Here is a 22183-nt window from a genome sequence, read left to right on the forward strand (position 1 = left end):
CGGGGTGAGCCTCCGCCTGGCTCGCGGGGTGAGCCTCCGCCAGATGTCCGCGGGGCGGGGGCTCGAGGCGCGCGGACACGGCGGCGCGACATCGCGGACGTTCCGCGTCGTGACATCACGGCAGCTCCGCCGGGCCCGGCCCGGCGCGCGAGCGCGCCGCCGCGGCGGGCAGCGGGGAGGCGTCGACCTCGACGGTGACCAGCACGTCCCACTCCCGCTGCTCGCACAGGATCAGGCGGGCCCCATTGCGCACGGCGACCTCGTCCGCCACCTCGCAGGGCCGGCCGTGGGCCACGGCCACGGCATCGGCCCCGGCGAGGGAGGCGAGATCGGCGGCCGTCGCCGCTCGGGACTGCGCGATCACGCCCGTTCCCAGCAGGGACAGGCCCGCGACCACGGAGGTCGCGGCACCGGTCCAGGCCAGGACGGAGGCGGCTCCGGTGCTCATGGCGTACCGCCCGCATCGTCGCCGGCCCCACCGAGGAGGTGCGGCTCGCGCCGCGCCTCGGCATCGGCCGAGAGCGTCCAGACGGCCCCGCCGAGCGCCCCGGCCGGGGCGCGCAGGGTGCGCCGGGTCTCCACCCGCACCCACTCTCCATCGGCCGCGATCGAGATCTCGGTGCCGTCTCCGCCGATCCTCTGCGCGGTCACGGCCGCGGCGGCGTTGTCCTCGCCGCGAGCCAGCTCCCGGGCGGCCCCGCGCGCCGCGCTCTCCAGCCGCAGCTGGGTGGACAGGCCCGCCCCGGTGAGCAGCACGACCACCACCATCACGACCACCACGGGCAGCACGATCGCGGTCTCCGCCGTGGCGGACCCCCGGTCGTCCCGCCAGCGGGACGACCGGGGGGACCGCGTCATCACGACCCCATCGACAGGGCCGAGGTGATGATCCCCATCAGCAGCGCGCGCACCTCCCCGGACGCCAGCAGGGCGACCAGGACGGCGGCGAAGCCGCAGGCGGCGAGGACCGTGATCGCGTACTCGGCGGTCGAGGCGCCGGTCTCGTCCCGCAGCACGCGGTCGAGGGTGCGGCGCAGCCGCTCCTTGGTGAGGGACATCGTGTTCTCCTTCTCGTCAGGGACGGCGCGTGCCGTCCGCTCTCGCGGCCGCAGCCGCAGGGTCCGCGTCGACGGGCGCCGACGCGGGGAGGGCAGCCGCTGCTGCCGCGCACCGGACCGGGAAGCGGCCGGTGCACCGGGAGGTCCCCGGTGGTCGTGGAGTGGTCCTGCAGATCTCTCCGAGGACGTCGGTGCGGTGCTCATCCCGCACCGCCGCCGAGGGTGACCGCACCTCCGAGCAGGGACATCACGGTGGGGATGATCCCGAGGGCGAGGAAGGCGGGGAGCAGGGCGAGACCGGTGGGCAGCACCAGGCGCACGGCGAGCTGCGCCGCGAGCACCTCGGCGTCCCGGGCACGGGCGCGGCGCGCGTCCCGCGCCGCTGAGCGCAGCACCCGGGCGAGGTCCGCCCCCGTGGTCTCGGCGAGCACGGCCGAGCTCCCCAGCGACGCCAGCTCCACGGGCAGGTGCTCGCTCGCCAGAGGTGCGGGCAGTCCCGCCTCCAGCGCCGCGGCGAGCCGTCGCAGCGCCGTCGCCTCGGCCCCCGGGGCGAGGGACTCGCCGACCGCGCCGACGGCACGGGCGAGCGGCAGCCCGGACTCGAGGGCACCGGAGACCAGCTCGAGCATCACCGAGGGGTCGACCCGTCGGCGGCGCGGGGGATCCGCGCGGGTGAGCAGGCGGTGCATCCACCACCACCCGAGCGCGGTGAGGGCGAGGCCCGCGATGCCGAGCAGCCGGCCGGCCGCGGAGCTCACCAGCAGGCGCAGCGGGTCCCCGCCCAGCAGGACCCCGAGCCCGAGCCCTGCGAGGGGGAGGACCAGCAGGATCCGTGCGGTGGAGCGGGGACCGGCGAAGGCGCTGCGGCGGGCCTGGGCCGCATCGTGCAGGTCGCGCAGGGCCTCGGCCAGGTGATGGAGCATCCCCGCCGTCGGCGCGCCGGTGCGCTCGCACACCGCCAGCGCGACCCCCAGGGACGAGACCATCTCGCTGTCCCGCAGCCGCGCCACGGCGGCCCGGCGAGGATCCGCGCCCGCCGCGGCGGACCGGGCCAGATCGCGGAGATCCCCCTCGGGGAGCACGCGGGACATCGCCGCCCAGGCCTGGCGGATCCCCGCTCCGGTGCTGAGCACCGTGGACAGCTGCTCCACCAGGCCCGCCATCTCGAGCGGACCGGCCGGAGCGCGCGCCGGGCGCCGCCCGCTCCGACGGGCCGGCACCGTCGCCTCGGGCGGGGAGAGCACCCACAGCAGCAGGAGCAGGAGGCACAGCGCGACGGGGATCATGACGCCCTCCGTCGCCGTGCGACCGCGGGCCGCGGCGCCGGGACGGACACCGCCCCCGCACCGAGGCGCACCGAGAGGTCCGCGGCCGCGGAGCCCTCGTCGAGACCGCCTCCGTGCATCCGCAGCGCGGTGCGAGCCGTCAGCAGCCCGTCCCGGCCCCGTCGCAGCACCGCGATCTCCTCGACCTCCCGCACCCCGTCGCGTCGGCCGAGATGGATCACGACCTCGAGCGCGCTCGCGACCTGGGAGGCCAGGGCCGAACGGTCGAGCCCGCCGAGCGCCCCGAGGGCCTCGAGACGGGCGGGGACGTCCCCGGCGGTGTTCGCGTGGACGGTGCCGCATCCGCCCTCGTGCCCGGTGTTCAGGGCCTGCAGCAGCTCGCGGATCTCCCCGCCGCGGCACTCGCCGAGGACGATCCGGTCCGGCCGCATCCGCAGGCTCTGCCGTACCAGCGCGGCGAGGTCCACCGCCCCCGCTCCTTCGCTGTTCGCGTGCCGGGACTGCAGGTGGACCACGTGCGGGTGATCCACGGCGAGCTCGAGGACGTCCTCGACCACCACGATCCGCTCCGTGGCGGGCACCTCCTGCAGCATCGCCGCGAGCAGGGTCGACTTCCCGGTGCCGGTGCCGCCGGTGACCAGGAACGGCACCCGGGCCGCGACGATCGCGGCGAGCACCTCCCGGGAGGCGGGCCCGAACGCGCCGAGGCGCTCGAGGTCGTCGAGGTCCAGGCGGGCCCTCGCGGGGAGCCGCAGGGAGAGGATCGCCCCTCCGGGGGACAGCGGCGGCAGCACCGCGTGGAAGCGGATCCCCGACGGGAGATGGGCGTCCGCCCACGGCATCGCATCATCGAGGCGGCGCCCGCCGGACGTCGCGAGCCGCACCGCGAGATCCCGCGCCTCGGCCGGTCCCAGCTGGAGCGCGGTGCGGTGGAGCCCTGAGGCATCCTCCACCCACACCGTGCCGTCGTCGTTGACCAGGAGGTCCGTCACCCCCGGCGCGACGAGGTCCTGCAGCGGGCCGAGGCCGTGCACGTGGTCGCGGACGCGACCGGTGATCTCGAGGGTCGCCGCGGCGCCCAGCACCCGGCCCTGTCGGCGCAGCGCACGGGCGATGCGGGGCACGTCGACCGCGCCCGGGGTCCGCACCAGGTCCTCCCGCACCAGCTCCAGCAGCGCGGACATCTCCTGCTCGCTCGTCGGGCCCGTGATCGCCGGGGGAGCGGACGGCGTGTTCACGAGCCGCTCCCGGTGACCAGACCGCGCAGCAGATCGCGCGCGGCCCGGTCGGCCCCGCCGCGCCGTACGTCCAGCAGCGGCACGGCGCCGCGGGAGGAGTCCCGGAAGCCGGCGGCGAGCGGAAGGGCGAGATCCTCGCCCACCTCGCGTGCGGTGAGGGGTCCGCGCCTGCGCACCACCGCCTCGGCGAGGCCGGGAGGCGGGGACCAGTCCCGCAGCCGCCGCGCCGCGGCCCGCACCGCATGGTCGGTCGCGGGCACGACCACCAGCAGACGGTCCAGGTGATCCAGCGCCGAGGGGACCATGCCGGCAGCGAGGTCCACGACCACGGTGCCCCCGAGCGGGGCGAGCGCCACCAGCGCCGCGCTCAGCGCGCCGGCGCTCGGCCCCTCGCCCATGCCCGCGATCAGCAGGCGCACCTCGTCCACCTGCGGCAGACCGGCCCGCAGGGCCTCTCCGTCGTCGGGTCCCAGCCGAGCGACCTCCGACCAGCCGAGGCCGCCCGGGCCCGCGGAGACCCCCTCCGGTGCCGCCTCGATCAGCAGGTCGAGCCCGCCCCCGAGAGGGTCGGCGTCCACGAGCGTCACCGGACCGCGCGCGCGGGCGGCGGCGGCCAGACGGGCCGCGAAGCTCGAGGCGCCGGCGCCGCCGCATCCGCCGACCACGCCGAGGACCAGCGAGGAGGTGCGGGGGCGGGCGAGCTCGGCCAGATGGGCGAGCAGCTCCTCGGAGCCCGCCGGCAGCGGGATCACCGCCCGCGCCCCTGCTGCGAGGGCCCGGCGCCAGAGGGAGGAGGGGATCTCGGGGCTGTCGGTCACCACGAGCAGCGGCGGATCCGGAGCGCCGTGCGCACCGGGCGCCGGATCGAGGGCGCCCGCCTCGGCCACGAGGCAGACCGCCGGCCCCGCCCCCGGGCCCTCGGCCAGCTCGAGGCCGACCGCCGTCGCATGGTCCCGCACCAGCTCCCGCAGTGCTCCGTCAGCCCCGGCCCAGCGCGCCCGGGGACGCTCCCCGGCGGGCTGCGGGGAGGCCGGAACGTCCGCCGCCGGGAAGCGGGAGCGCCGACGGCGCGGCGTGGTGTCGCCGAGCTCCTCGGAGTCGGTCGGGACCGCCGTGCCGAGGAGATCGGACAGCGGGTCCCGTGTCGCCGAGCGGGGGGTGGATGTGCTGGTCATGCCGCCATCGTGGGCAGATTCCGCGGCCGCCGACAGCCCACCCCCGTCGGCGGTGGACAAGCCCCCGCTGTGGAGGAACGGTCAGCGCTCCACAGGTCCTTGCGCGCCTCTCATGATGCGCGTAGTGTGATCTGCACAACGACGAATACCGGCATCGGAACCCACGTACGACTGGTCCCCGCAACGGACCGGCTGTGAGGCGTCGAAAGCGCCACCGCAGCTACACCACGTGTACGCCTGATCCCGATGCAGATGGCTCGTCCGGAGCGGCGCCGCGAGAGATCGCGACGCCGCTCCATCATGTCCGGAGTGCGCCGGCCCGGCCCGGCGGCCCGGTGCTGTCCGGCCCCGTGCGGCCCGGCCCGGTGCCGTCCGGCTCAGAGATCCAGGTCCACCACGACCGGTGCGTGGTCCGAGGCGCCCTTGCCCTTGCGCTCCTCGCGGTCGATGAACGAGCCGGTCACGGCGGACTGCACGGCGGGGGAGCCGAGCACGAAGTCGATCCTCATCCCCTCCTTCTTCGGGAAGCGCAGCGCCTGGTAGTCCCAGTAGGTGTAGACGCCCGGGCCGGGATGGTCGCCGCGCACCACATCGGCGAAGCCCTCGTCGACGACGGCGCGGAAGGCCGCGCGCTCCGGTTCGGTGACATGGGTCTTCCCCTCGAAGAACTCCATGTCCCACACGTCCTCGTCCTGCGGGGCGACGTTGAAGTCGCCCACCAGCACGGCCCGGGCCGACGGATCGTCGGCCAGCTCCCGCGCGCCCTCGGCGCGCAGCGTCTCGAGCCAGCGCAGCTTGTACCCGTAGTGCGGATGGTCCAGCTCGCGGCCGTTGGGCACGTACAGCGACCAGATCCGCAGGCGGTCGCCCACCACGCCGCCCAGGGCCCGCGCCTCGACCACGCCGGTCCCGTCCTCCGGCCAGGTGGGTGCGGCGGGCAGCTCGGTGCGCACGTCGGTGAGGCCGACGCGCGAGATCAGCGCGACCCCGTTCCACTGGTTCAGCCCGTGCGCGGCGACCTCGTAGCCGGCCGCCTCGAGCGCGCCGAGATCCAGCTGCTGGGGCTTGGCCTTGATCTCCTGCAGGGCGAGCACGTCCACGTCGTGCCGCTCGAGGAAGGCGAGCACCCGATCCATCCGGGCTCGCAGCGAATTGATGTTCCAGGTCGCGATGCGCATGGACACGATCCTACGGCGGACCGTCGGTGCGCACCCACTCGCCCGGACCGTCGTAAACTCTCGCCATGGCGCGCGCACTCGTCACCGGTTCCACCTCGGGCCTCGGCCTGGAGTTCGCCTGGCAGCTGGCCGGGACAGGGCACCACCTCGTCCTGGTCTCCCGCGACGAGGATCGACTGCGGGCCGTCGCGGAGCAGATCCGCGACGTCCACCAGGTCGAGGTCGAGGTGCTCCCCGCCGATCTCTCGGAGCCTGCGCAGGTCGAGCGGGTCGCGATCCGGCTCACCGACCCCGTCGAACGGATCGAGCTGCTGGTCAACAACGCCGGGTACGGGCTGCGCGGCGGCTTCCTCGAGGTCGGGGTCGAGGATCACGTCAAGCAGATGGACACCCTGATGCGCGCCGTCCTGGTGCTCTCCCACGCCGCCGCCCGTACCATGGTCCAGCGCCGCCGCGGTGCGATCCTCAACGTCAGCTCCCTCGCGGGCTACACCACCGCCGGCCCCTACGCGGCGTCCAAGAGCTGGGTCACCGTCTTCACCGAGTCCCTCGCGATGGAGCTCAAGGGCACCGGCGTCACGGCCACCGCCCTGCTGCCCGGCTTCGTGCAGACCGAGTTCCACGAGCGGGCCTCGATGTCCATGGACGGGCTGCCGCGGATCACCTGGCTCAAGGCGCCGTACGTCGTGGAGCAGGCGCTCAAGGACACCGCCAAGGGCGCCGTGCTGTCGATCCCGTCGGTGAAGTACCGCACCGCCGGGGAGTTCTCCCGCATCGCACCGAGGTCGCTGGTGCGGGCGATGACCTCGCCGAACTGGTACCGCCGCCTGCAGGCCCGCTCCGTGCAGCGCTCCCGACGCCGGGCCTCGCGACGGAACCTCCACGCCCCCTGGCAGCGGGACGGCGAGGACTGAGCCGGCCCTGGTCGATTACCCTGGCGCCATGTCCGGCACCAGCACTGATCCCGTCCCGTCCCCCCCGATCGACGAGGCGCGCGAGCGCCTGCGCGTCCTGATCCGCGACCTCGCCGTGGTGCGCGGTCACGTGGTCCTCTCCTCGGGCGCCGAGGCCGACCACTACGTCGACCTGCGCCGCATCACCCTCCATCACGAGGCGTCCCCGCTGGTGGGACGGATCATGATCGACCTGCTGCGCCGGGAAGGGCTCCTCCCCGGCGTCGAGGCGGTGGGCGGCCTGACCCTCGGCGCGGACCCGGTGGCCACCTCGATCCTGCACGCCTCGGCGGCCGACGGGGAGATCGACGGGCTCGACGCCTTCGTGGTGCGCAAGGCCAACAAGGCCCACGGCCTGCAGCGCCGCATCGAGGGGCCGGACGTCGCCGGTCGTCGCGTGGTCGCGGTCGAGGACACCTCCACCACCGGCGGCAGCGTGCTGACGGCCTGCGAGGCCCTCGCCGAGGAGGGGGCGGACATCGCCGCCGTCGCCGTGATCGTGCACCGCTCGGACGCCTCCCGCGAGGCCGTCGAGGCCGCCGGGTACCGCTACCTCGCCGCCTACGACATCTCCGAGCTGGAGATCTGAGCCGGGTCACACCTCGTCGGCCGCGAAGGTGTCGCAGGCGGCCACGGTGCCCTGCTCGTAGCCGGTGGTGAACCAGTGCCGGCGCTGCTCGGAGGAGCCGTGGGTCCAGCTCTCCGGCTGCACCTGCCCCCCGGCGACCTCGCCCTGGATGTGGTCGTCGCCCACGGCGCTCGCCGCGGAGAGCGCCGAGGCGATGTCGTCCTCGCTCAGCGGGGAGAGCATCGCGTTGCCGTGGTCGTCGACCGTGTTCGCGGCGTGGTGCGCCCACACCCCGGCGTAGCAGTCGGCCTGCAGCTCGAGCCGCACCGCGTCGGACTGCGGGCCGGTCTCCGAGCGGTCCGCGCTCTGCATCGTCCCGGCGAGCTGCTGGATGTGATGGCCGTACTCATGGGCGACCACGTACATCTTCGCCAGCTGCCCGTCGTCGGCGCCGTACTGGCCGGAGAGGGAGTCGAAGAAGTCCACGTCGACGTAGATCGTGGCGTCCGCCGGGCAGTAGAAGGGGCCGACGTCGGCCGTGGCCGCGCCGCATCCCGTCTGCACCGAATCGCTGAACACGCGCCCCTGGGGCTCGACGAAGTCCACGCCCTCCTCGGGGGCGAGCTGCGCCCACAGCGAGTCCCCGGACTCGATCGTGGCCTGCACCAGGCAGTCGTCCTGCTCGTTCGCGTCGGCGCCCGACAGGCAGTGATCCAGCGAGCCGCCCTCGGCCACCGGGCCCCGCTGCGTCGAGGAGCCGCCGAGCAGGTCCAGCGGATTGCCGCCCAGCAGCGCGTAGACCAGCACGACCACCAGCAGCAGACAGCCGCCCGCGCCGCCGAGCTTCAGACCGCCCCCGCCCCGACCGCCGCCGCGCGGCCGGAAGCCGCCCCCGCCTCCCGCCGCGGAGACGTTCTCGGAGCGGATCTCCGCCTTCGGATTGAACGTCATGCGCACAGAATAGACCGGACCAGCACTGTGAGCAGGTGGAACGGTGATGGTGAAGGTGTGGGGGAGGTGACCGTCAGGTCACCGTGGAGAGCGTCCCCAGCCCCTAGCATTGGCCGCGGACGGGACCGCGCATCGCGCCGGTGCCGACGGGCCGTCCGCTCCCGACCCGCACCCTGCGAGGAGACCCTGCATGAACATCGTCGACTGGGCGGTCGGGACCATGGACGCCCTCGGCGCCCTCGGTGTCCTCGTGCTGATCTTCCTCGAGAACATCTTCCCTCCGATCCCCTCCGAGGTGATCCTGCCGCTGGCCGGGGTCACCGCCGCGGGTCCGCACCAGTCGTACTGGGTGATGCTGCTGGCCTCGGTCGCCGGGTCGCTCGCGGGGGCCTGGATGCTCTACGGACTCGGTCGGCTGCTGGGCCCCGAGCGCCTGCGCACCCTCTTCCTCCGGCTTCCGCTGGTGCATGTCGAGGACTACGACAAGACGGTCGCCTTCATGGACGAGCACGGCCGCAAGGCGATCTTCTTCGGGCGCATGGTGCCGGGAATCCGCTCCCTGATCTCGATCCCGGCCGGCCTGTATGCGATGCCGATCGGCACGTTCACCCTGCTCACCGCGGCCGGCAGCGCGATCTGGAACAGCGTCTTCCTGACCATCGGCTACGTCATGGGCAGCAACTGGACGGTCATCGAGCCCTACACCGACCTCTTCTCCACCGTGGTCTACGTGCTCATCGGGCTGGTCGTGCTGTGGTTCGCGGTGCAGCTGATCCGGCGCGAGAGGACGCGCCGTGCGCAGGGTCTGCCCGACCCGGACGAGAAGTACCGCCGCGACCTCGAGCCGGGGCGCGAGGAGGAGCAGGGCCAGGCACGCGACCCGGGGACCGAGAACCGGTGACGGCCGACGACCAGCTCCCGCCCGCGCAGGCGGCCGAGGGACCAGAGCCCGAGGGGCGAGAGCAGGAGGGACGCGCGGCCGACGGGCGCGCCGTCGGCGTCGGTCCCCACCCCCGGCCCTGGCCCGAGGACGAGCGCCTGGATCCCGAGCTGCTCGCCCACGGCGACCGGCGCAACGTCGAGGACCGCTTCCGCTACTGGCGGCGCGCGGCGATCGTCGCCGAGCTCGACAGCCGCCGCCACGACCTCCACGTCGCGATCGAGAACCTCGAGCACGACGCGAACATCGGCTCCGTGGTGCGCACCGCCAACGCCTTCGCCGTCGGCGCCTTCCACATCGTGGGCCGACGTCGCTGGAACCGTCGCGGCGCGATGGTCACCGACCGCTACCAGCACGAGATCCACCATCCCGATGCCGCGCACCTGATCGACTGGGCGCGGGAGCACGGCAGGCCGCTGGTGGTGATCGACCTGGTCGAGGGGGCGCTGCCGATCGAGCGCACCGCTCTGCCGCGCGATGCGCTGCTGGTCGTGGGCCAGGAGGGACCGGGCGTGAGCGCGGAGATCCTCGCGGCCGCGGACCTCGTCGTGGGCATCACGCAGTTCGGCTCGACCCGCTCGATCAACGTCGCCGCGGCGGCCGCGATCGCGATGCACAGCTGGATCCTCCAGCACGCCGAGATCCCCGGGGGACCGCTGCGCTGAGCGCGGTCGGGCCTGCGCGGGCGGAGCGCTCGAGCTCTCCCGGCACGGCTCCGGGCGATGCTCCGCTCGGCGCTCCCGGCGACGTCCTCAGGGGTGTTCCCGGGGCCGTCCTCGAGGCGGTTCCCACGGGGTGAGGGCCCCGGTCGGCATGGAGGTGCCCTATGGGACAATGGGCGGGATAGGACGACCGTGCGCTGCGCGCCCCGCGCCGACGGTCGTCATCACGTCGCTTCAGCGAAGGAGAATGCCTCATGGCAGTCGCAACCCCGGATCAGTACGCAGAGATGATCGACCGGGCCAAGGCCGGCAAGTTCGCCTACCCCGCCGTCAACGTCTCCAGCTCGCAGACGGCCACCGCTGCCCTGCAGGGCTTCGCCGAGGCGGGCTCCGACGGCATCATCCAGGTGTCCTTCGGCGGTGCCGAGTACCTCTCCGGCTCCACCATCAAGGACCGTGTCGCCGGCTCGATCGCGCTGGCCGAGTACGTGCACGCCGTCGCGAAGAACTACCCGATCACCGTCGCGCTGCACACCGACCACTGCGCCAAGGAGGTCCTGCCCACCTGGGTCGAGCCCCTCATCGAGTGGGACCTCGAGAACCGCGTGAGCAAGGGCCTGGATCCGCTGTTCCAGTCCCACATGTGGGACGGCTCCGCCGTGCCGGTCGACGAGAACCTCGAGATCGCCGAGAAGCTGCTCGAGAAGTCCGTCGCCGCGAAGAAGATCCTCGAGATCGAGGTCGGCGTCGTCGGCGGCGAGGAGGACGGCGTGGAGGCGGACGTCTCCAACGACAAGCTGTTCTCCACCCCGGAGGACGGCCTGAAGACCGCCAAGAAGCTGGGCCTGGGCGAGCGGGGCCGCTACCTCACCGCCCTCACCTTCGGCAACGTGCACGGCGTGTACAAGCCGGGCAACGTCAAGCTGCGCCCCTCGGTGCTGCTGGACATCCAGAAGGCCGTCGGCGCCGAGTACGGCAAGGACATGCCGTTCGACCTGGTGATGCACGGCGGATCCGGCTCCACCCTGGAGGAGATCGGCGAGGCCGTGGACAACGGCGTCATCAAGATGAACATCGACACCGACACCCAGTACGCCTTCACCCGCCCCGCGGTCTCGCACATGTTCGAGAACTACGACGGTGTGCTGAAGATCGACGGCGAGGTCGGCAACAAGAAGGCCTACGACCCCCGCGCCTGGGGCAAGAAGGCCGAGGCCGGCATGGCGGCCCGCCTCGTCGAGGCCGCGCAGAACCTCCGTTCCGCGGGCACGCACATGAGCTGATCGACAGCGCCTGACCGGCGTACGGCGGGGCCCGGAGCAGATCTGCTCCGGGCCCCGTCGCGTGGATCAGCGGAGGGTCACCTGCGGTTGCGCTGGGCGCGGCCCATGACCTGCTTGAGGGCGGGCAGGACGTCGGCCAGGAAGATGCCCGCGATGATCACGCCGGCGATCATGAACAGCATCGAGCTGCCGCGCCCCACGGGATACGGGATCGACAGGAACCCCAGCAGCACGGAGACGCCGGTCAGCGCGCCCCAGAACACCTTGGTGCGCTTTCCGGCGGCCACGTAGGCGTCGGCGCGGAAGCGCAGGGCGTTCACGAGCGCCCAGATCTCGACCGCCAGCAGGGCGAGGGCGATCAGGAGGAAGATCCACGTCTGGATGAGGGCGATCATCCGGTCAGGATACGGGGAACGGCTGGACGGATCCCGGACCCTCGCTGTGCGGGGCGGGGGCGTGGCGAGGTGTCGGCGGTGCGGGCGCCGCTCAGCGCCGGCGGTCGGGGTCCGAGCGGTCGGTGATCAGCAGCTCGAGCGCCTCGGTGGTGGCCGGCGGCTCGAGCGCGCGCATCTCCATCGTCATCGGGCGGGGGCCGATCGCATCGCCGTCGGCGGCGACCACCAGGCTGGGCAGGAACTGCTTCGCCTCGGCGGCGGTGAGCCCCGTGGCCTGCAGCAGATCGATCGCCAGGGAGCGCAGCTGGATCGTCAGGGTCACGCCCTCGAAGTGCCCGGCCCGGCCCGGGCGCATCCCCTCGTCGTTGCGCATCAGCATCTCCGGGGACAGGTAGGAGCCGTACAGCCGCAGCTTCCGCCGGGCACGGGTGAAGTCGACCTCCTCGTGGGAGACGGCCGTGCTCAGCTCCTGGACCGCGTCCCGCGCGGCCAGCAGGGCGTCGGCGAGCGTCGAGTGCGCGTCCCCGCGCACCGCGTCGAGGAACTCCGCCTGACGCCGGGCGATCACCCGCACGTTGCGCATGGCCCGGTCGGAGCCGACCAGCAGGTGCTGCAGGCGGTCCACGTCCTCGGCGTGGCGCAGCCCGGTGGGGGAGAAGGTCGCCATCTCGTTGGCGACGTCGTTGGCGAGCTTCCATTCGTCGGTGTACTTCTGCGAGACCTCGCGGACGTTGCGCAGCGCCGCCTGCGCGACGCCCCGGTCCCCGCTGCGGGCCGAGAGCGCGAGATTGACCAGGGTGCTCTCGAGCTCCCGGTAGAACGAGGCCGCCGCACGGCTCTGCAGGCGGCGCGGGTCCCCGGAGAGCAGCAGGTGGACGATCACGGCGATGGTGACGCCGGTGATGGCGTCCAGCACCCGCCCTCCGGGGGTCATGGCGGGGGTGACCGGCATGATCATCACCAGCAGCGACTGGATGGTCAGCTGGAACCCGAAGAGGTTGCTGGAGTCGATGAGCCGGGCGGCCATCCCGGCGATGAACACCACCACCAGGATCTGCCAGGTGCCCGAGCCGATCGTGGCGCGGGCGAGCTCGCCGAACAGCACCCCGAGCATCACCCCGCAGGACATCTCGACGATCTTGCGCATCTTCTTCTCGATGCCGAAGCCGATGATGATGAACGCCACGATCGCGGAGAAGAAGGGGAACTCGTGGTTCCACACGATGCCGCTGACCAGGTATGCGAGGCTCGCGGCGATCGCGGCCCGCCCCACCGTGAGCAGGTCCCCGCGGCCTCGGGACATGCCTTCCTGGACCCGGTCGTGCACGGCGTCGCGCACCTTGTCGATCACCGGGATCGCGGCCGTCGAGGTCAGCGGGGTGTGCTCGGTGTGCTTGTCGGGGCGTGCGGCGCGCGCCTTCCTCGCGCTCATGCCGCCACCGGGTCCTGCAGGCGCATCTCCAGCAGCTCGTCGAGGCCGAAGGTGTCGCCGTCCCGGGCGCCGCGCCCCACCACCAGCGGGGCATGACGGGGCGCGGGGGTGGCGCCGCGCAGGCGGGAGAGGAGCCCGCCGTCGACCCGCAGCACGTAGTAGCGGCCCTCGGCGTCGACCGCGAGCGAGCGGTCCTGCTTGAGGTACCAGCCCTCGAGACCGGTGCGGATGGTGCCCCCGCCGCGGAAGGGGCGGGCGCGCAGCGGCACGGGCGGGATCCCGGCCTCGCGGAACCGGGTGACGGCCTCGCGGATCATCGCGGTGGCCTGCTCGTGCTCCGCCTCGCGAGCGGCATGCAGCGCCTGCTCCTTGGCCTCGAACACCTCACGTCGGTGCCGGGTCCAGTCCTGCTGGTCGCCCTCAGCTCTCATGGTGACCATTGTTCCAGGTCGGCGTCCGGGGCACAGCCCGGACGCAGTAGGAGTGCGGTGCGGGATCGGTGAGGGCGCCGTGGAGACGGCCCGTCGGGCCCGGGACGGCCGCCCGCCGTCGCCCGTCCGTCGTCACCCGTCTGCCGTCACACCGCCGCTGGCACACCGTCCGGCTCGGAGCCGGGCGCCCGGGCGGCGCCGCTCAGAGCTTGGGGGTCGCCGGGCGTGCGCCGTGGTCCCGGGGCAGCACGATCGGCTCCTGGGCGGCGTCGATCCATACCGCGGTGCTCTCCCCGCCCGCCTCCCCGACGGGCACCTGCACGGACAGCGCCGCATCCAGCGGCACCGCACGGCGCACGACGGCCAGCGCGATGGGGCCCAGGTCGACGTGCAGAGCGGCGGAGGTGACGGCGCCGACGACCTTCCCCTCGCTGCCGCCCAGGCGCACCTCGCCGCCCGCGGCGACGGGGATGTCCTGCGAGCCGTCGAGGTGGAGCATGACCAGGCGCCGCGGGGGCTGGCCGAGGTTCAGCACCTTGGCGACCGTCTCCTGCCCGCGGTAGCAGCCCTTGGTGGTGTGCACGGAGGTGCGCAGCAGGTCGAGCTCGTGCGGGATGCTGCGCTCGTCGACCTCGCGCACGGAGCGGGCGCGGTGGTCGGCGATCCGCAGCGCCTCCCAGGAGCTCATCCCCGCCAGGTGCTCCGGCCGCCACGGCAGCGCCTCGAGGGAGGCCGTGTCGCAGACGGTGAGCACGGCGCCCACCGGGTCCTCGGGGTCGGGGCCGTAGGCGACGCCGCCCTCGGCGACCTGCGGCCACGGCTCGGACCAGACGGCCACGGGCGCGGGAAGGCCCAGCTGCGGGAGCACCTCGGCGGCGGGGGAGAGCGCGCCGAGGACCCGCAGGTCGTCGCGATCGATCAGCTCGACCCGGGCGGCGAAGCGCATCATCTCCAGGTAGCGGCGCATCCCGGCGCGCGCGCCGGCGTCGAGGATCAGCAGCAGCGCCTCCTCGTCCAGCACCACGGCGGAGGCCATGTGCTCGACGCGGCCCTGCGGGGAGAGCACGGCGAGCGAGGCGGAGGAGCCGACGGGGGTGGCGGCCAGCACCTGGGTGGTGACGGTGGTCATCCAGCTGCGGGCGTCCGCTCCGCGCACCTCGAGCAGCTCGAACTGTCCGAGATCCACCACGGCGGTGCCGTCCAGCAGGTGGCGCTGCTCGCGCAGCGGGGCGCCGTAGTGGACGGGGACCGCCGCATCGGGGCCCTCCCCGAGCACTGCGCCGTCGCGCAGCAGGGGGCGAAGGGCACGATCGGTCTCAGGCACGGTGCAGCTCCAGGGAGAGGTACGGGGACAGGGCGGTCTCGCCGGGGGCGCCGTCGGCGACCGGGGTGCGGCGCTCCCACAGCCACATCAGCCGTCCGCTCACGTAGCCGATCATGCGGGTCGCGCCCACCCGCCCGTCGTCGCCGGCGAGGGCGAGCTGGACGCGGGGCCCGCGCACCTCGCCGGACCAGGTCTCCTCCGCCTCCCCGCGCCGCTCCAGGCGGGCGTCGAGATGGTGGGACAGGTAGCTCGCGGGCGTCCCCGGCGCCGCGGCGGCGGCCGCCGCACGGTCCTGTCCCGGCAGCGGCTCGCCGACGCTCCAGACGCCGTCCTCGCGATGCAGCAGGCTGCGCTCGCCGCTGCCGGTGGGGGACTGCGGCGGGGCGTCCTCGCGGGCGAAGACGCTGGTGGGCGGCAGCGGTGCGGGGGCGTCGACGCGGTGGATCGTCGAGCGCCAGTCCAGGGCGCCGTCCTCGCGGGCGGTGCAGACCAGCTGCTGCTCGATGCGGGCGTCCGCGGCGCCCGGCTCGGTCGCGGTGAGAGCTCCGCTGCCCTCCCAGCTGCCGATCAGCCAGGCCAGGGGGTACAGGGACTCCGGGAGGGAGGTGTCGAGCGTGATGGGCATCGGTGCCGCAGGTCGCTCAGCGGTCGAAGAGCCGGGTCAGCACCAGGACGGCGAAGGCGAGGGTGCCGAGGCCCACCAGGATGACGAGGGCGATGAAGAACAGGGACAAGGGGGTCATGGGGGAAGTCTATCGTTCCGCGGGACCCGGCAGGGGCGGCGTGCACGGCCTCACCGCACGCGCCGACCGGCGTGCCGGCGCCCCCTTTCGGCGCGCCTCTCCGGCGCCTCCCGCCGGCGCTCGTCGCCGACGGGCTCCGCAGGCATCGCCGCCGACTGCGCTCAGGGCAGCAGCACCACCACGAGATGGGCGACCACGCCGACGGTGGCCACCGGCACCGCGGCCACGGCGAGCGAGGGGACGGGCTCCTTGGCGACCAGGGAGGAGCCGGTCAGCAGGTGCGCGCAGCTCGCGCCGATCGCGGTGACCAGTCCCACGGCCGCGGCCACCGGCCACCACAGCCCCGCGAGGGCGGCGGCGAGCGCGGCGGTCACCGCGAGGCCCGCGAGCGCCGAGACCGCGAAGCGGGGCAACGAGGGCAGGGGGGTCGAGTTCAGCAGCAGGGTGGCGGCGAGGCCGGCGGCGACCGCGGTCACCACGCCCGTGGAGCCGGCGGCGACCGCGCCCGTCTGGGCGAGCACCCAGCAGGCGGCGATGCCGGTGACGAAGACGCCCGCGACGGTCCCGGTGAGCGACTCGGTCAGCTCTCGCCGTTCGGCCCGGATCATCTGGTGCACGAAGGCGGCGAAGACGCCCGTCGCGCACACCATCACCACGCCGGAGAGAGCGGTGAAGCGCTCGGGACCGAGCACGGTGAGCAGGGCGCCGATGAGGCCGGTGCCGACGACCACCACGCGGGTTCCGACGGGCGAGGGCAGCTCGAGGAGGTCCGGCCAGGCGATGCCGAGCAGCAGCACCATCAGCGCGACGGCCATCGCCATCAGCACGGGGGAGAGGGGGCCTGTGAGCGAGACCACGGCCAGCAGCAGCGCGAGGGCGGCGCCGAGGGGAGCGCGCTCGGGGACGGTCACGGGGCCTCCCTCGCTGTCGAATCCGGTCTCGGGCCGCATCGACGGAGCATGTCCGTCGGGCGCTACAGTGGCAGTCTACGAGTGCCCGCTGGTGACGGCGCACCCGGATCCTCCGTGCGGTCGCGCATCGCACGTCCGCCGCACCTCTCGCAGAGCCCCCGGAAGGACCCCATGATCACGACGGCTGCTCTGTCGCCGATCCGGCGCGAGGCGATCCTCGACCTGCTCGCGACCGCCACCGCGCACGACGGCGTGTCCCCCCTGGACGAGGCGGCCACCCTCGCGCTCGAGAGCCGGGACGCCCGGCATCTGCTGCTCGAGGCGCCGGCGGGCGCCGGCCCGACGGAGGGTGCGCTGATCGGCTATGCCAGCGTGCTGTCCGACGGGACCGTGCAGGGCATGGTCCGGCCCGGTCACCGGCGCAACGGCCACGGCACCGCCCTGCTGCGCGCCGCCCTCGAGGAGCGGCCGGACGCCGGGATCTGGGCCCACGGAGCCCTCGAGGGCTCCCTCGCCTTCCTCGCCGGGGCCGGTCTCGTGGAGACCCGTCGGCTGCTGACCCTGCGCCGCGACCTGGGCGGCACGGACCCGGTGCCGACCGCGTCGCCGACGCCGCCGGAGGGGCTCCGGCTGGCCGCCTTCGATCCCGCCCGCGATGCGGAGCGCTGGGTGGAGGTCAACGCCGCGGCCTTCGCCGATCACCCCGAGCAGGGGGCGCTGACCCGCGCGGACCTGGACCAGCGCCTCGCCCAGCCCTGGTTCGACGCCGAGGACATGATGGTCGCCCTGCGGGAGGAGGAGCTGGTCGGCTTCGTCTGGGTCAAGCGGGAGCGCCCCGGGGACGTGGACGCGGACGCGGAGATCTACGTCGTCGCCACCGATCCGTCCGTGCAGGGCCTGGGCGTGGGCGGCACGCTCATGGCCGCGTCCCTCGTGCGGCTGCAGGAGGCCGGCGTCCCCGGCGTCGAGCTCTACGTCGAGGCCGACAACACCGCGGCGCTGCGCCTGTACGAGACCCTCGGCTTCGCCGTCTCGGGCCGGGACGTGCAGATGCGCGCTACCGGAGAGGGCTGATCGGTGCACGTCGCTCCCGGGAAGCCGCCGCCCGTGCTCGCCGCCGGTGCGCTCGCGTGGCGCGAGAGGGGCGACGGCATCCAGGTGCTGCTGGTGCATCGGCCGCGCTACGACGACTGGTCGATCCCGAAGGGGAAGCTGGACAAGGGCGAGACCTTCCCCGCCGCGGCGGTGCGGGAGGTCGCCGAGGAGACGGGCTGCCGGGTGCGCCTGCACCGGCCGCTCCCCGCCTCGGTGTACCTGCTGCCCGACGGGCGCACCAAGATCGTGCAGTACTGGACCGCGACCGTGCGGGCGAAGGTCGGACCCGGGCCGAAGAACCCCAAGGAGATCGACGAGACCCGCTGGGTCGGCCTCGACGAGGCCGAGCGGCTGGTCACCCGCCAGAGCGATCAGGTGCCGCTGGTGGCCCTGCGCCGCTACCTGGACGCGGAGGAGCTGGCGACGGTGCCGATCATCATCCAGCGCCACGGCGCCGCCCTGTCGCGGTCGAAGTGGCGCAAGGGGGAGAAGTCCCGCCCCCTGAACAAGAAGGGGCGGAAGCAGGCCCAGGCGCTGCCGCCGCTGCTGGACGCCTTCGACCCGGCCAGCGTGGTGAGCAGTCCCTGGGAGCGATGCCGCGCCACGGTCGAACCGCTGGCACGGATCGAGGGGCTGAAGGTGCGCACCAAGGACGCGCTCACCGAGGCCGGGCACGCCGAGCATCCCTCGCGCACCGCCGCAGTGATCGACCGGGTGCTCGCGCAGGCGCGGCCCACGGTGGTGTGCACGCACCGTCCGGTGCTGCCCACCGTCATCGAGTCGGTGCGCGCTGTGGCGCAGCACGGTGCGGCGCTCGAGCTGCCGCGACAGGATCCGTTCCTCGCCGCGGGAGAGGCGCTGCTCCTGCACACCACCGCGGCAGGGCGGGTGGTCGCCATCGAGCGACATCTGCCCAACATCGGCTGAGCGCGGCCCGGGACGCATCGCGGCACGGGACAATGCAGCACAGGACGACGCGGCACAGGACAATGAAGCGCGGGACAATGAAGCGCAGGACGATGCAGCACACGACCCTGCAGCACAGGACAGCGCAGCGCACGACGTCGCAGCACGCGTCATCGCGCGGGGGCAGGGGAAGGGGACGACGAGGATGAGCACAGGACACGGGGGCCTGCCGGACTACTACGGCGGCGACCGCGACGGCGCCGACGGGTACGCGGCCGACAGGTATGCGGCCGACGGATACGGGCCAGGGGACGACGCGCTGGGCGGCCGCGACCCGTTCGCGCCCCGCGAGCACGGCCCCGAGGACCCGTACGGCGCGGATCCCTATGCCGTGGGCCCCGGGGGAAGCGACCCGTACGCGACCGATCCGCTGGACGCCGACGGCTTCGGCCCCACCTTCAGCTCCTCCGTCGAGGCGTCCCCGCCGCCTCCCCACGACCCGTACGGCACCGGGCAGCAGGGTGCCGGCCAGTACTCGTCCGGTCAGTACTCGCCCGCTCAGCTCGCCCCCGGTCCGTACGGTGTCGCACCGCCCGGCTACGGCCCCTACATGCCGCCGCCGAGCTCGAGCTCCGCGGTCGCGGGATTCGTGCTGGGTCTGCTGGGCCTCATCATGTGCGGGGGCGTCACCTCTCCTTTCGGGATCTTCTTCTCCGCCGTGGGCATGAAGGAGACCGGTCCCGCGGCGACCACGCCGAAGAGCGGCCGAGGCCTGGCGATCGCCGGCCTGGTCACCTCGCTCATCGGTCTGATCCCGCTGGCGCTCGTGGTGCTGTACATCGTGCTCGGCATCATCGTGGCCGTCTCCGCCCCCACCTACTGAGTCCCCACCAGCTGAGTCCCCACCAGTTGAGTGCCCGCCTGCCGGGCCCGCTCCTGCTGAGCTCGTCGGCCCGCTGAGCTCTCCCGCCGTGCCGGCTCGCTGAGCACGTCGGCCCCCTGAGCCCGCCCGCCGTGCCGGCTCGCTGAGCACGTCGGCCCCCTGAGCCCGCCCGCTGTTCCGGCCCGCGGGCCCGTCGGCCGCGCGCGCCGTCCTGCCGGTGGCGCACGCCACGGCGTGACCCAGTCGTGACCACCGTCGGGAAACCGCCATACCCCTGTCCACCTGCGTGTTCATGCGAGAGCGCGGGGAGTTCACCTGCCGTTCACTGCCGAGCGGGCGGGGCGTCATCTGCCCTCCTTAGCGTCCCCGCTGTCAGACCTTCCTGATGGACATGCTCCCCGGGCCCCCGGCCCCGAAAGGACTCGCAGTGAACGTTCGAAAGAACAAGCTCGTCTCGCTCGCCGCGCTCGGACTCATCGGCGGCCTCGCCCTGACCGCCTGCGGCGGCGGTGCGGACGGCGCCGCTTCCGGCTCCGGCTCCGACGACGGCGGCGCCGCGGCGGCATCCGGCGGGTACGAGAGCCTCACCGGCAACCTCGCCGGCGCCGGCGCCTCCTCCATGCAGAACGCCCAGACCGCGTGGACCGAGTCCTTCATGGGCCTCGTGGGCGCCGAGGGCGGCGAGCTCACCGTCACCTACGACCCCACCGGCTCCGGCACCGGCCGCGAGCAGTTCCTCTCCGGCCAGGTGAAGTTCGCCGGCACCGACTCGGCGCTGGACGAGGAGGAGCTCGCCGCCTCCACCGAGGTGTGCAACGACGAGCAGGCCTTCGACCTGCCCGTCTACATCTCCCCGATCGCGGTCGTGTTCAACATCGAGGGCGTCGAGTCGCTGAACCTCACCCCCGAGGTCATCGGCGGGATCTTCGCCGGCGACATCACGAACTGGAACGACGAGGCGATCGCCGAGCACAACCCGGACGCGGACCTCCCCGATCTCGCGATCGTGCCCGTCCACCGCTCCGACGACTCCGGCACCACCGAGAACTTCACCGAGTACCTCTCCGAGACCGCCTCCGACGCCTGGTCCCACGGCCCGGTCGAGACCTGGCCCCTCGACGGCGGCCAGTCCGGCGACGGCACCTCCGGCATGATCTCCACCGTCGAGGGCGGCAACGGCACCATCGGCTACGCCGACGCCTCCCAGGCCGGCAACCTCGGCACCGCCGCGATCCAGGTGGGCGAGGACTTCGTCGAGTACAGCGCCGACGCCGCGGCCAAGGCCGTGGACGTCTCCCCCCGCGAGGAGGGTCGCGAGGACAACGACATCGTCGTGGAGCTGGACCGCACCACCACCGAGTCCGACGTCTACCCGATCGTGCTCATCTCCTACCTCGCGCTGTGCGGCTCCTACGCCGATTCCGCCGAGGGCGAGGCGGTCAAGGCCTACGCCTCCTACATCATCTCGGAGGAGGGGCAGCAGGCCGGGCTCGAGAACGCCGGCTCCGCGCCGATCTCGGACGAGCTGCGCACCGAGGCCCAGGCGGCCGTCGACGGCATCACCGTCGGCTGATCCTGCCACCCGCACCACGGCGTGCCGCCGGACCTCTCACGGCCCGGCGGCCTCGCCGCGGACGAGCACCCCGCCCCCATCCAGTCCCGTGAGCTCTCAGGAAGGCCCCTATGAGCAGCACTGACGTCGAGTCGGACGCGTCGACGGCACCTCCCCGCACGATGGCGACCAGCGGCCGCCGCTTCGGCGACTCGATCTTCTCCGCCCTGAGCATCGGCTCGGGCCTGCTCATCTTCCTCACTCTCGCCGCAGTGGCCATCTTCCTCACCACGGAGTCGATGCCGGCCGTGATGGCCAGCAGCGAGTTCTCGGGCAGCGGAGGCTTCTCGCTCCTGGAGACCACCCTCCCGCTGGTCTTCGGCACCGTGCTCGCCGCGGCGATCGCCCTGGTGATCGCCATCCCGATCGCGATCGGGATCGCCCTGTTCATCTCCCACTTCGCGCCGCGCCGGATGGCCGCCGGGCTCGGCTACATGATCGACCTGCTGGCCGCGGTCCCCTCGGTCGTCTACGGCCTCTGGGGCGGCATCTGGCTGGTCCCCAAGCTCGAGCCGCTGTACGTCATCCTCAACAGCTACCTCGGCTGGATCCCGCTGTTCGGCGGCGATCCCACCGCGCCCATGCGCAACCTCGCCTCCGCCTCCGTGGTGCTGGCCGTGATGGTGCTGCCGATCATCACCGCGGTCTCGCGGGAGGTGTTCCTGCAGACCCCGCGCCTGCAGGAGGAGGCGGCACTCGCCCTCGGCGCAACCCGCTGGGAGACCATCCGCACCGTCGTGCTGCCGTTCGGGCGGGGAGGCGTCGTCGCCGCCTCGATGCTCGGGCTCGGCCGGGCGCTGGGCGAGACCATGGCCGTGCTCATGATCCTCGCCCCCGGCGCCACCTTCTCCCTCCACATCCTGGAGGTGGGGCGCCACCAGTCGATCGCCGCGAACATCGCCTCCAAGCAGGCGGAGGCCTCCGGCGTCGAGATGTCCCTGCTCATCTTCACCGGCCTGGTGCTGTTCGTGCTGACCTTCATCATCAACGCCATCGCCCGGTGGATCGTCGCCCGCAGCGGCCCCCAGAGCTGAGAGGTCCCCATGAGCTCCCCGACGTCCCTGCAGACGACCCCCTCGTTCCGCTCGACCGACGAGCGACGACTGCCCTGGTTCCACCTCGTGCTCACCGGCCTGGCCGGGCTGCTGGTGGCCGTGGC

24 protein-coding genes are annotated in these 22183 nt (G+C 73.5%); 10 read left to right on the forward strand and 14 right to left on the reverse strand.

All coding sequences use genetic code 11. From position 1 onward, the window contains the following. Positions 1–115: 115 nt before the first annotated feature. From ACT3SP_RS10965 to ACT3SP_RS10995, 7 genes are all read right to left on the reverse strand, one after another. Positions 116–448: an Rv3654c family TadE-like protein gene (locus tag ACT3SP_RS10965; RefSeq protein ID WP_444587321.1), complete on the reverse strand. Its 333-nt coding sequence runs from the start codon at positions 446–448 to the stop codon at positions 116–118. Further along, complete coding sequence (locus ACT3SP_RS10970) at positions 445–858, reverse strand: TadE family type IV pilus minor pilin (protein ID WP_444587322.1); 414 nt, start codon at positions 856–858, stop codon at positions 445–447. Before ACT3SP_RS10970 ends, ACT3SP_RS10965 begins: the two co-directional genes overlap by 4 nt. After that, positions 858–1058, reverse strand: coding sequence for a DUF4244 domain-containing protein (locus ACT3SP_RS10975; protein ID WP_444587323.1), 201 nt, complete (start codon positions 1056–1058; stop codon positions 858–860). The genes ACT3SP_RS10970 and ACT3SP_RS10975 overlap by 1 nt, the downstream gene beginning before the upstream one ends. 200 nt (positions 1059–1258) lie before the next feature. After that, positions 1259–2344, reverse strand: a complete 1086-nt coding sequence (locus tag ACT3SP_RS10980) for a type II secretion system F family protein (protein ID WP_444587324.1) — start codon at positions 2342–2344, stop codon at positions 1259–1261. Next, the gene (locus ACT3SP_RS10985; RefSeq protein WP_444587325.1) at positions 2341–3582 is read right to left on the reverse strand and encodes a TadA family conjugal transfer-associated ATPase; all 1242 of its coding nucleotides are present in this window, start codon (positions 3580–3582) and stop codon (positions 2341–2343) included. The genes ACT3SP_RS10980 and ACT3SP_RS10985 overlap by 4 nt, the downstream gene beginning before the upstream one ends. Beyond that, the gene (locus tag ACT3SP_RS10990; RefSeq protein WP_444587326.1) at positions 3579–4757 is read right to left on the reverse strand and encodes a hypothetical protein; all 1179 of its coding nucleotides are present in this window, start codon (positions 4755–4757) and stop codon (positions 3579–3581) included. The genes ACT3SP_RS10985 and ACT3SP_RS10990 overlap by 4 nt, the downstream gene beginning before the upstream one ends. A 377-nt stretch (positions 4758–5134) precedes the next feature. After that, positions 5135–5935, reverse strand: coding sequence for an exodeoxyribonuclease III (locus tag ACT3SP_RS10995; protein ID WP_444587327.1), 801 nt, complete (start codon positions 5933–5935; stop codon positions 5135–5137). 65 nt (positions 5936–6000) lie between these two features. On the opposite strand from ACT3SP_RS10995, the gene ACT3SP_RS11000 reads away from it, so the two are divergent. Then, positions 6001–6849: an SDR family NAD(P)-dependent oxidoreductase gene (locus tag ACT3SP_RS11000; protein WP_444587328.1), complete on the forward strand. Its 849-nt coding sequence runs from the start codon at positions 6001–6003 to the stop codon at positions 6847–6849. Between the two features lie 28 nt (positions 6850–6877). Beyond that, positions 6878–7477 carry an orotate phosphoribosyltransferase gene (locus ACT3SP_RS11005; RefSeq protein WP_444587329.1) on the forward strand — a complete coding sequence of 200 codons (600 nt, stop codon included), beginning with the start codon at positions 6878–6880 and terminating at the stop codon, positions 7475–7477. A 6-nt stretch (positions 7478–7483) separates the two neighbouring features. Here the strand turns inward: ACT3SP_RS11005 and ypfJ are convergent, their stop codons facing one another. Further along, the gene (gene ypfJ / locus ACT3SP_RS11010) at positions 7484–8407 is read right to left on the reverse strand and encodes a KPN_02809 family neutral zinc metallopeptidase (RefSeq protein ID WP_444587330.1); all 924 of its coding nucleotides are present in this window, start codon (positions 8405–8407) and stop codon (positions 7484–7486) included. A gap of 190 nt (positions 8408–8597) precedes the next feature. Here ypfJ and ACT3SP_RS11015 point away from each other — a divergent pair, with 190 nt between their 5' ends. The 3 genes from ACT3SP_RS11015 to fbaA all read left to right on the forward strand — a co-directional run bounded on the left by ACT3SP_RS11015 (position 8598) and on the right by fbaA (position 11292). After that, entirely contained in the window at positions 8598–9308 is a 711-nt protein-coding gene (locus ACT3SP_RS11015; protein ID WP_444587331.1) for a DedA family protein, read from the forward strand. Further along, positions 9305–10012 carry a TrmH family RNA methyltransferase gene (locus tag ACT3SP_RS11020; RefSeq protein WP_444587332.1) on the forward strand — a complete coding sequence of 236 codons (708 nt, stop codon included), beginning with the start codon at positions 9305–9307 and terminating at the stop codon, positions 10010–10012. The genes ACT3SP_RS11015 and ACT3SP_RS11020 overlap by 4 nt, the downstream gene beginning before the upstream one ends. A 251-nt stretch (positions 10013–10263) precedes the next feature. Continuing rightward, a complete protein-coding gene (gene fbaA, locus ACT3SP_RS11025; RefSeq protein ID WP_444587333.1) occupies positions 10264–11292 on the forward strand; it encodes a class II fructose-bisphosphate aldolase in 1029 nt (342 codons plus the stop codon). A 77-nt stretch (positions 11293–11369) separates the two neighbouring features. Here the strand turns inward: fbaA and ACT3SP_RS11030 are convergent, their stop codons facing one another. From ACT3SP_RS11030 to ACT3SP_RS11055, 6 genes are all read right to left on the reverse strand, one after another. Further along, complete coding sequence (locus ACT3SP_RS11030; protein ID WP_444587334.1) at positions 11370–11687, reverse strand: DUF2516 family protein; 318 nt, start codon at positions 11685–11687, stop codon at positions 11370–11372. Positions 11688–11778: 91 nt separating this feature from the next. Next, the gene (locus ACT3SP_RS11035) at positions 11779–13119 is read right to left on the reverse strand and encodes an FUSC family protein (protein WP_444587335.1); all 1341 of its coding nucleotides are present in this window, start codon (positions 13117–13119) and stop codon (positions 11779–11781) included. Next, a complete protein-coding gene (locus tag ACT3SP_RS11040; protein ID WP_444587336.1) occupies positions 13116–13550 on the reverse strand; it encodes a hypothetical protein in 435 nt (144 codons plus the stop codon). Before ACT3SP_RS11040 ends, ACT3SP_RS11035 begins: the two co-directional genes overlap by 4 nt. 202 nt (positions 13551–13752) lie before the next feature. Further along, positions 13753–14874 carry a CAF17-like 4Fe-4S cluster assembly/insertion protein YgfZ gene (gene ygfZ, locus ACT3SP_RS11045; protein WP_444587337.1) on the reverse strand — a complete coding sequence of 374 codons (1122 nt, stop codon included), beginning with the start codon at positions 14872–14874 and terminating at the stop codon, positions 13753–13755. Continuing rightward, positions 14867–15499 carry an FABP family protein gene (locus ACT3SP_RS11050; protein WP_444587338.1) on the reverse strand — a complete coding sequence of 211 codons (633 nt, stop codon included), beginning with the start codon at positions 15497–15499 and terminating at the stop codon, positions 14867–14869. The genes ygfZ and ACT3SP_RS11050 overlap by 8 nt, the downstream gene beginning before the upstream one ends. A gap of 279 nt (positions 15500–15778) precedes the next feature. Beyond that, the gene (locus tag ACT3SP_RS11055; RefSeq protein ID WP_444587339.1) at positions 15779–16528 is read right to left on the reverse strand and encodes a hypothetical protein; all 750 of its coding nucleotides are present in this window, start codon (positions 16526–16528) and stop codon (positions 15779–15781) included. 171 nt (positions 16529–16699) lie between these two features. Between ACT3SP_RS11055 and mshD the strand changes: the two genes are divergently transcribed. The 5 genes from mshD (at position 16700) to pstC (ending at position 22058) form a co-directional block, all read left to right on the forward strand. Next, the gene (gene mshD / locus ACT3SP_RS11060; RefSeq protein ID WP_444587340.1) at positions 16700–17602 is read left to right on the forward strand and encodes a mycothiol synthase; all 903 of its coding nucleotides are present in this window, start codon (positions 16700–16702) and stop codon (positions 17600–17602) included. A 3-nt stretch (positions 17603–17605) separates the two neighbouring features. Continuing rightward, positions 17606–18550, forward strand: a complete 945-nt coding sequence (locus tag ACT3SP_RS11065) for an NUDIX hydrolase (protein WP_444587341.1) — start codon at positions 17606–17608, stop codon at positions 18548–18550. Between the two features lie 184 nt (positions 18551–18734). Next, the gene (locus tag ACT3SP_RS11070; RefSeq protein ID WP_444587342.1) at positions 18735–19412 is read left to right on the forward strand and encodes a DUF4190 domain-containing protein; all 678 of its coding nucleotides are present in this window, start codon (positions 18735–18737) and stop codon (positions 19410–19412) included. 427 nt (positions 19413–19839) lie between these two features. Continuing rightward, complete coding sequence (gene pstS, locus ACT3SP_RS11075) at positions 19840–20985, forward strand: phosphate ABC transporter substrate-binding protein PstS (protein ID WP_444587343.1); 1146 nt, start codon at positions 19840–19842, stop codon at positions 20983–20985. 110 nt (positions 20986–21095) lie between these two features. Continuing rightward, the gene (pstC, locus tag ACT3SP_RS11080; protein WP_444587344.1) at positions 21096–22058 is read left to right on the forward strand and encodes a phosphate ABC transporter permease subunit PstC; all 963 of its coding nucleotides are present in this window, start codon (positions 21096–21098) and stop codon (positions 22056–22058) included. Positions 22059–22183: the final 125 nt, after the last annotated feature.

This window comes from Brachybacterium sp. AOP43-C2-M15, from assembly GCF_052446295.1.
Classification (GTDB): Bacteria; Actinomycetota; Actinomycetes; order Actinomycetales; family Dermabacteraceae; genus Brachybacterium.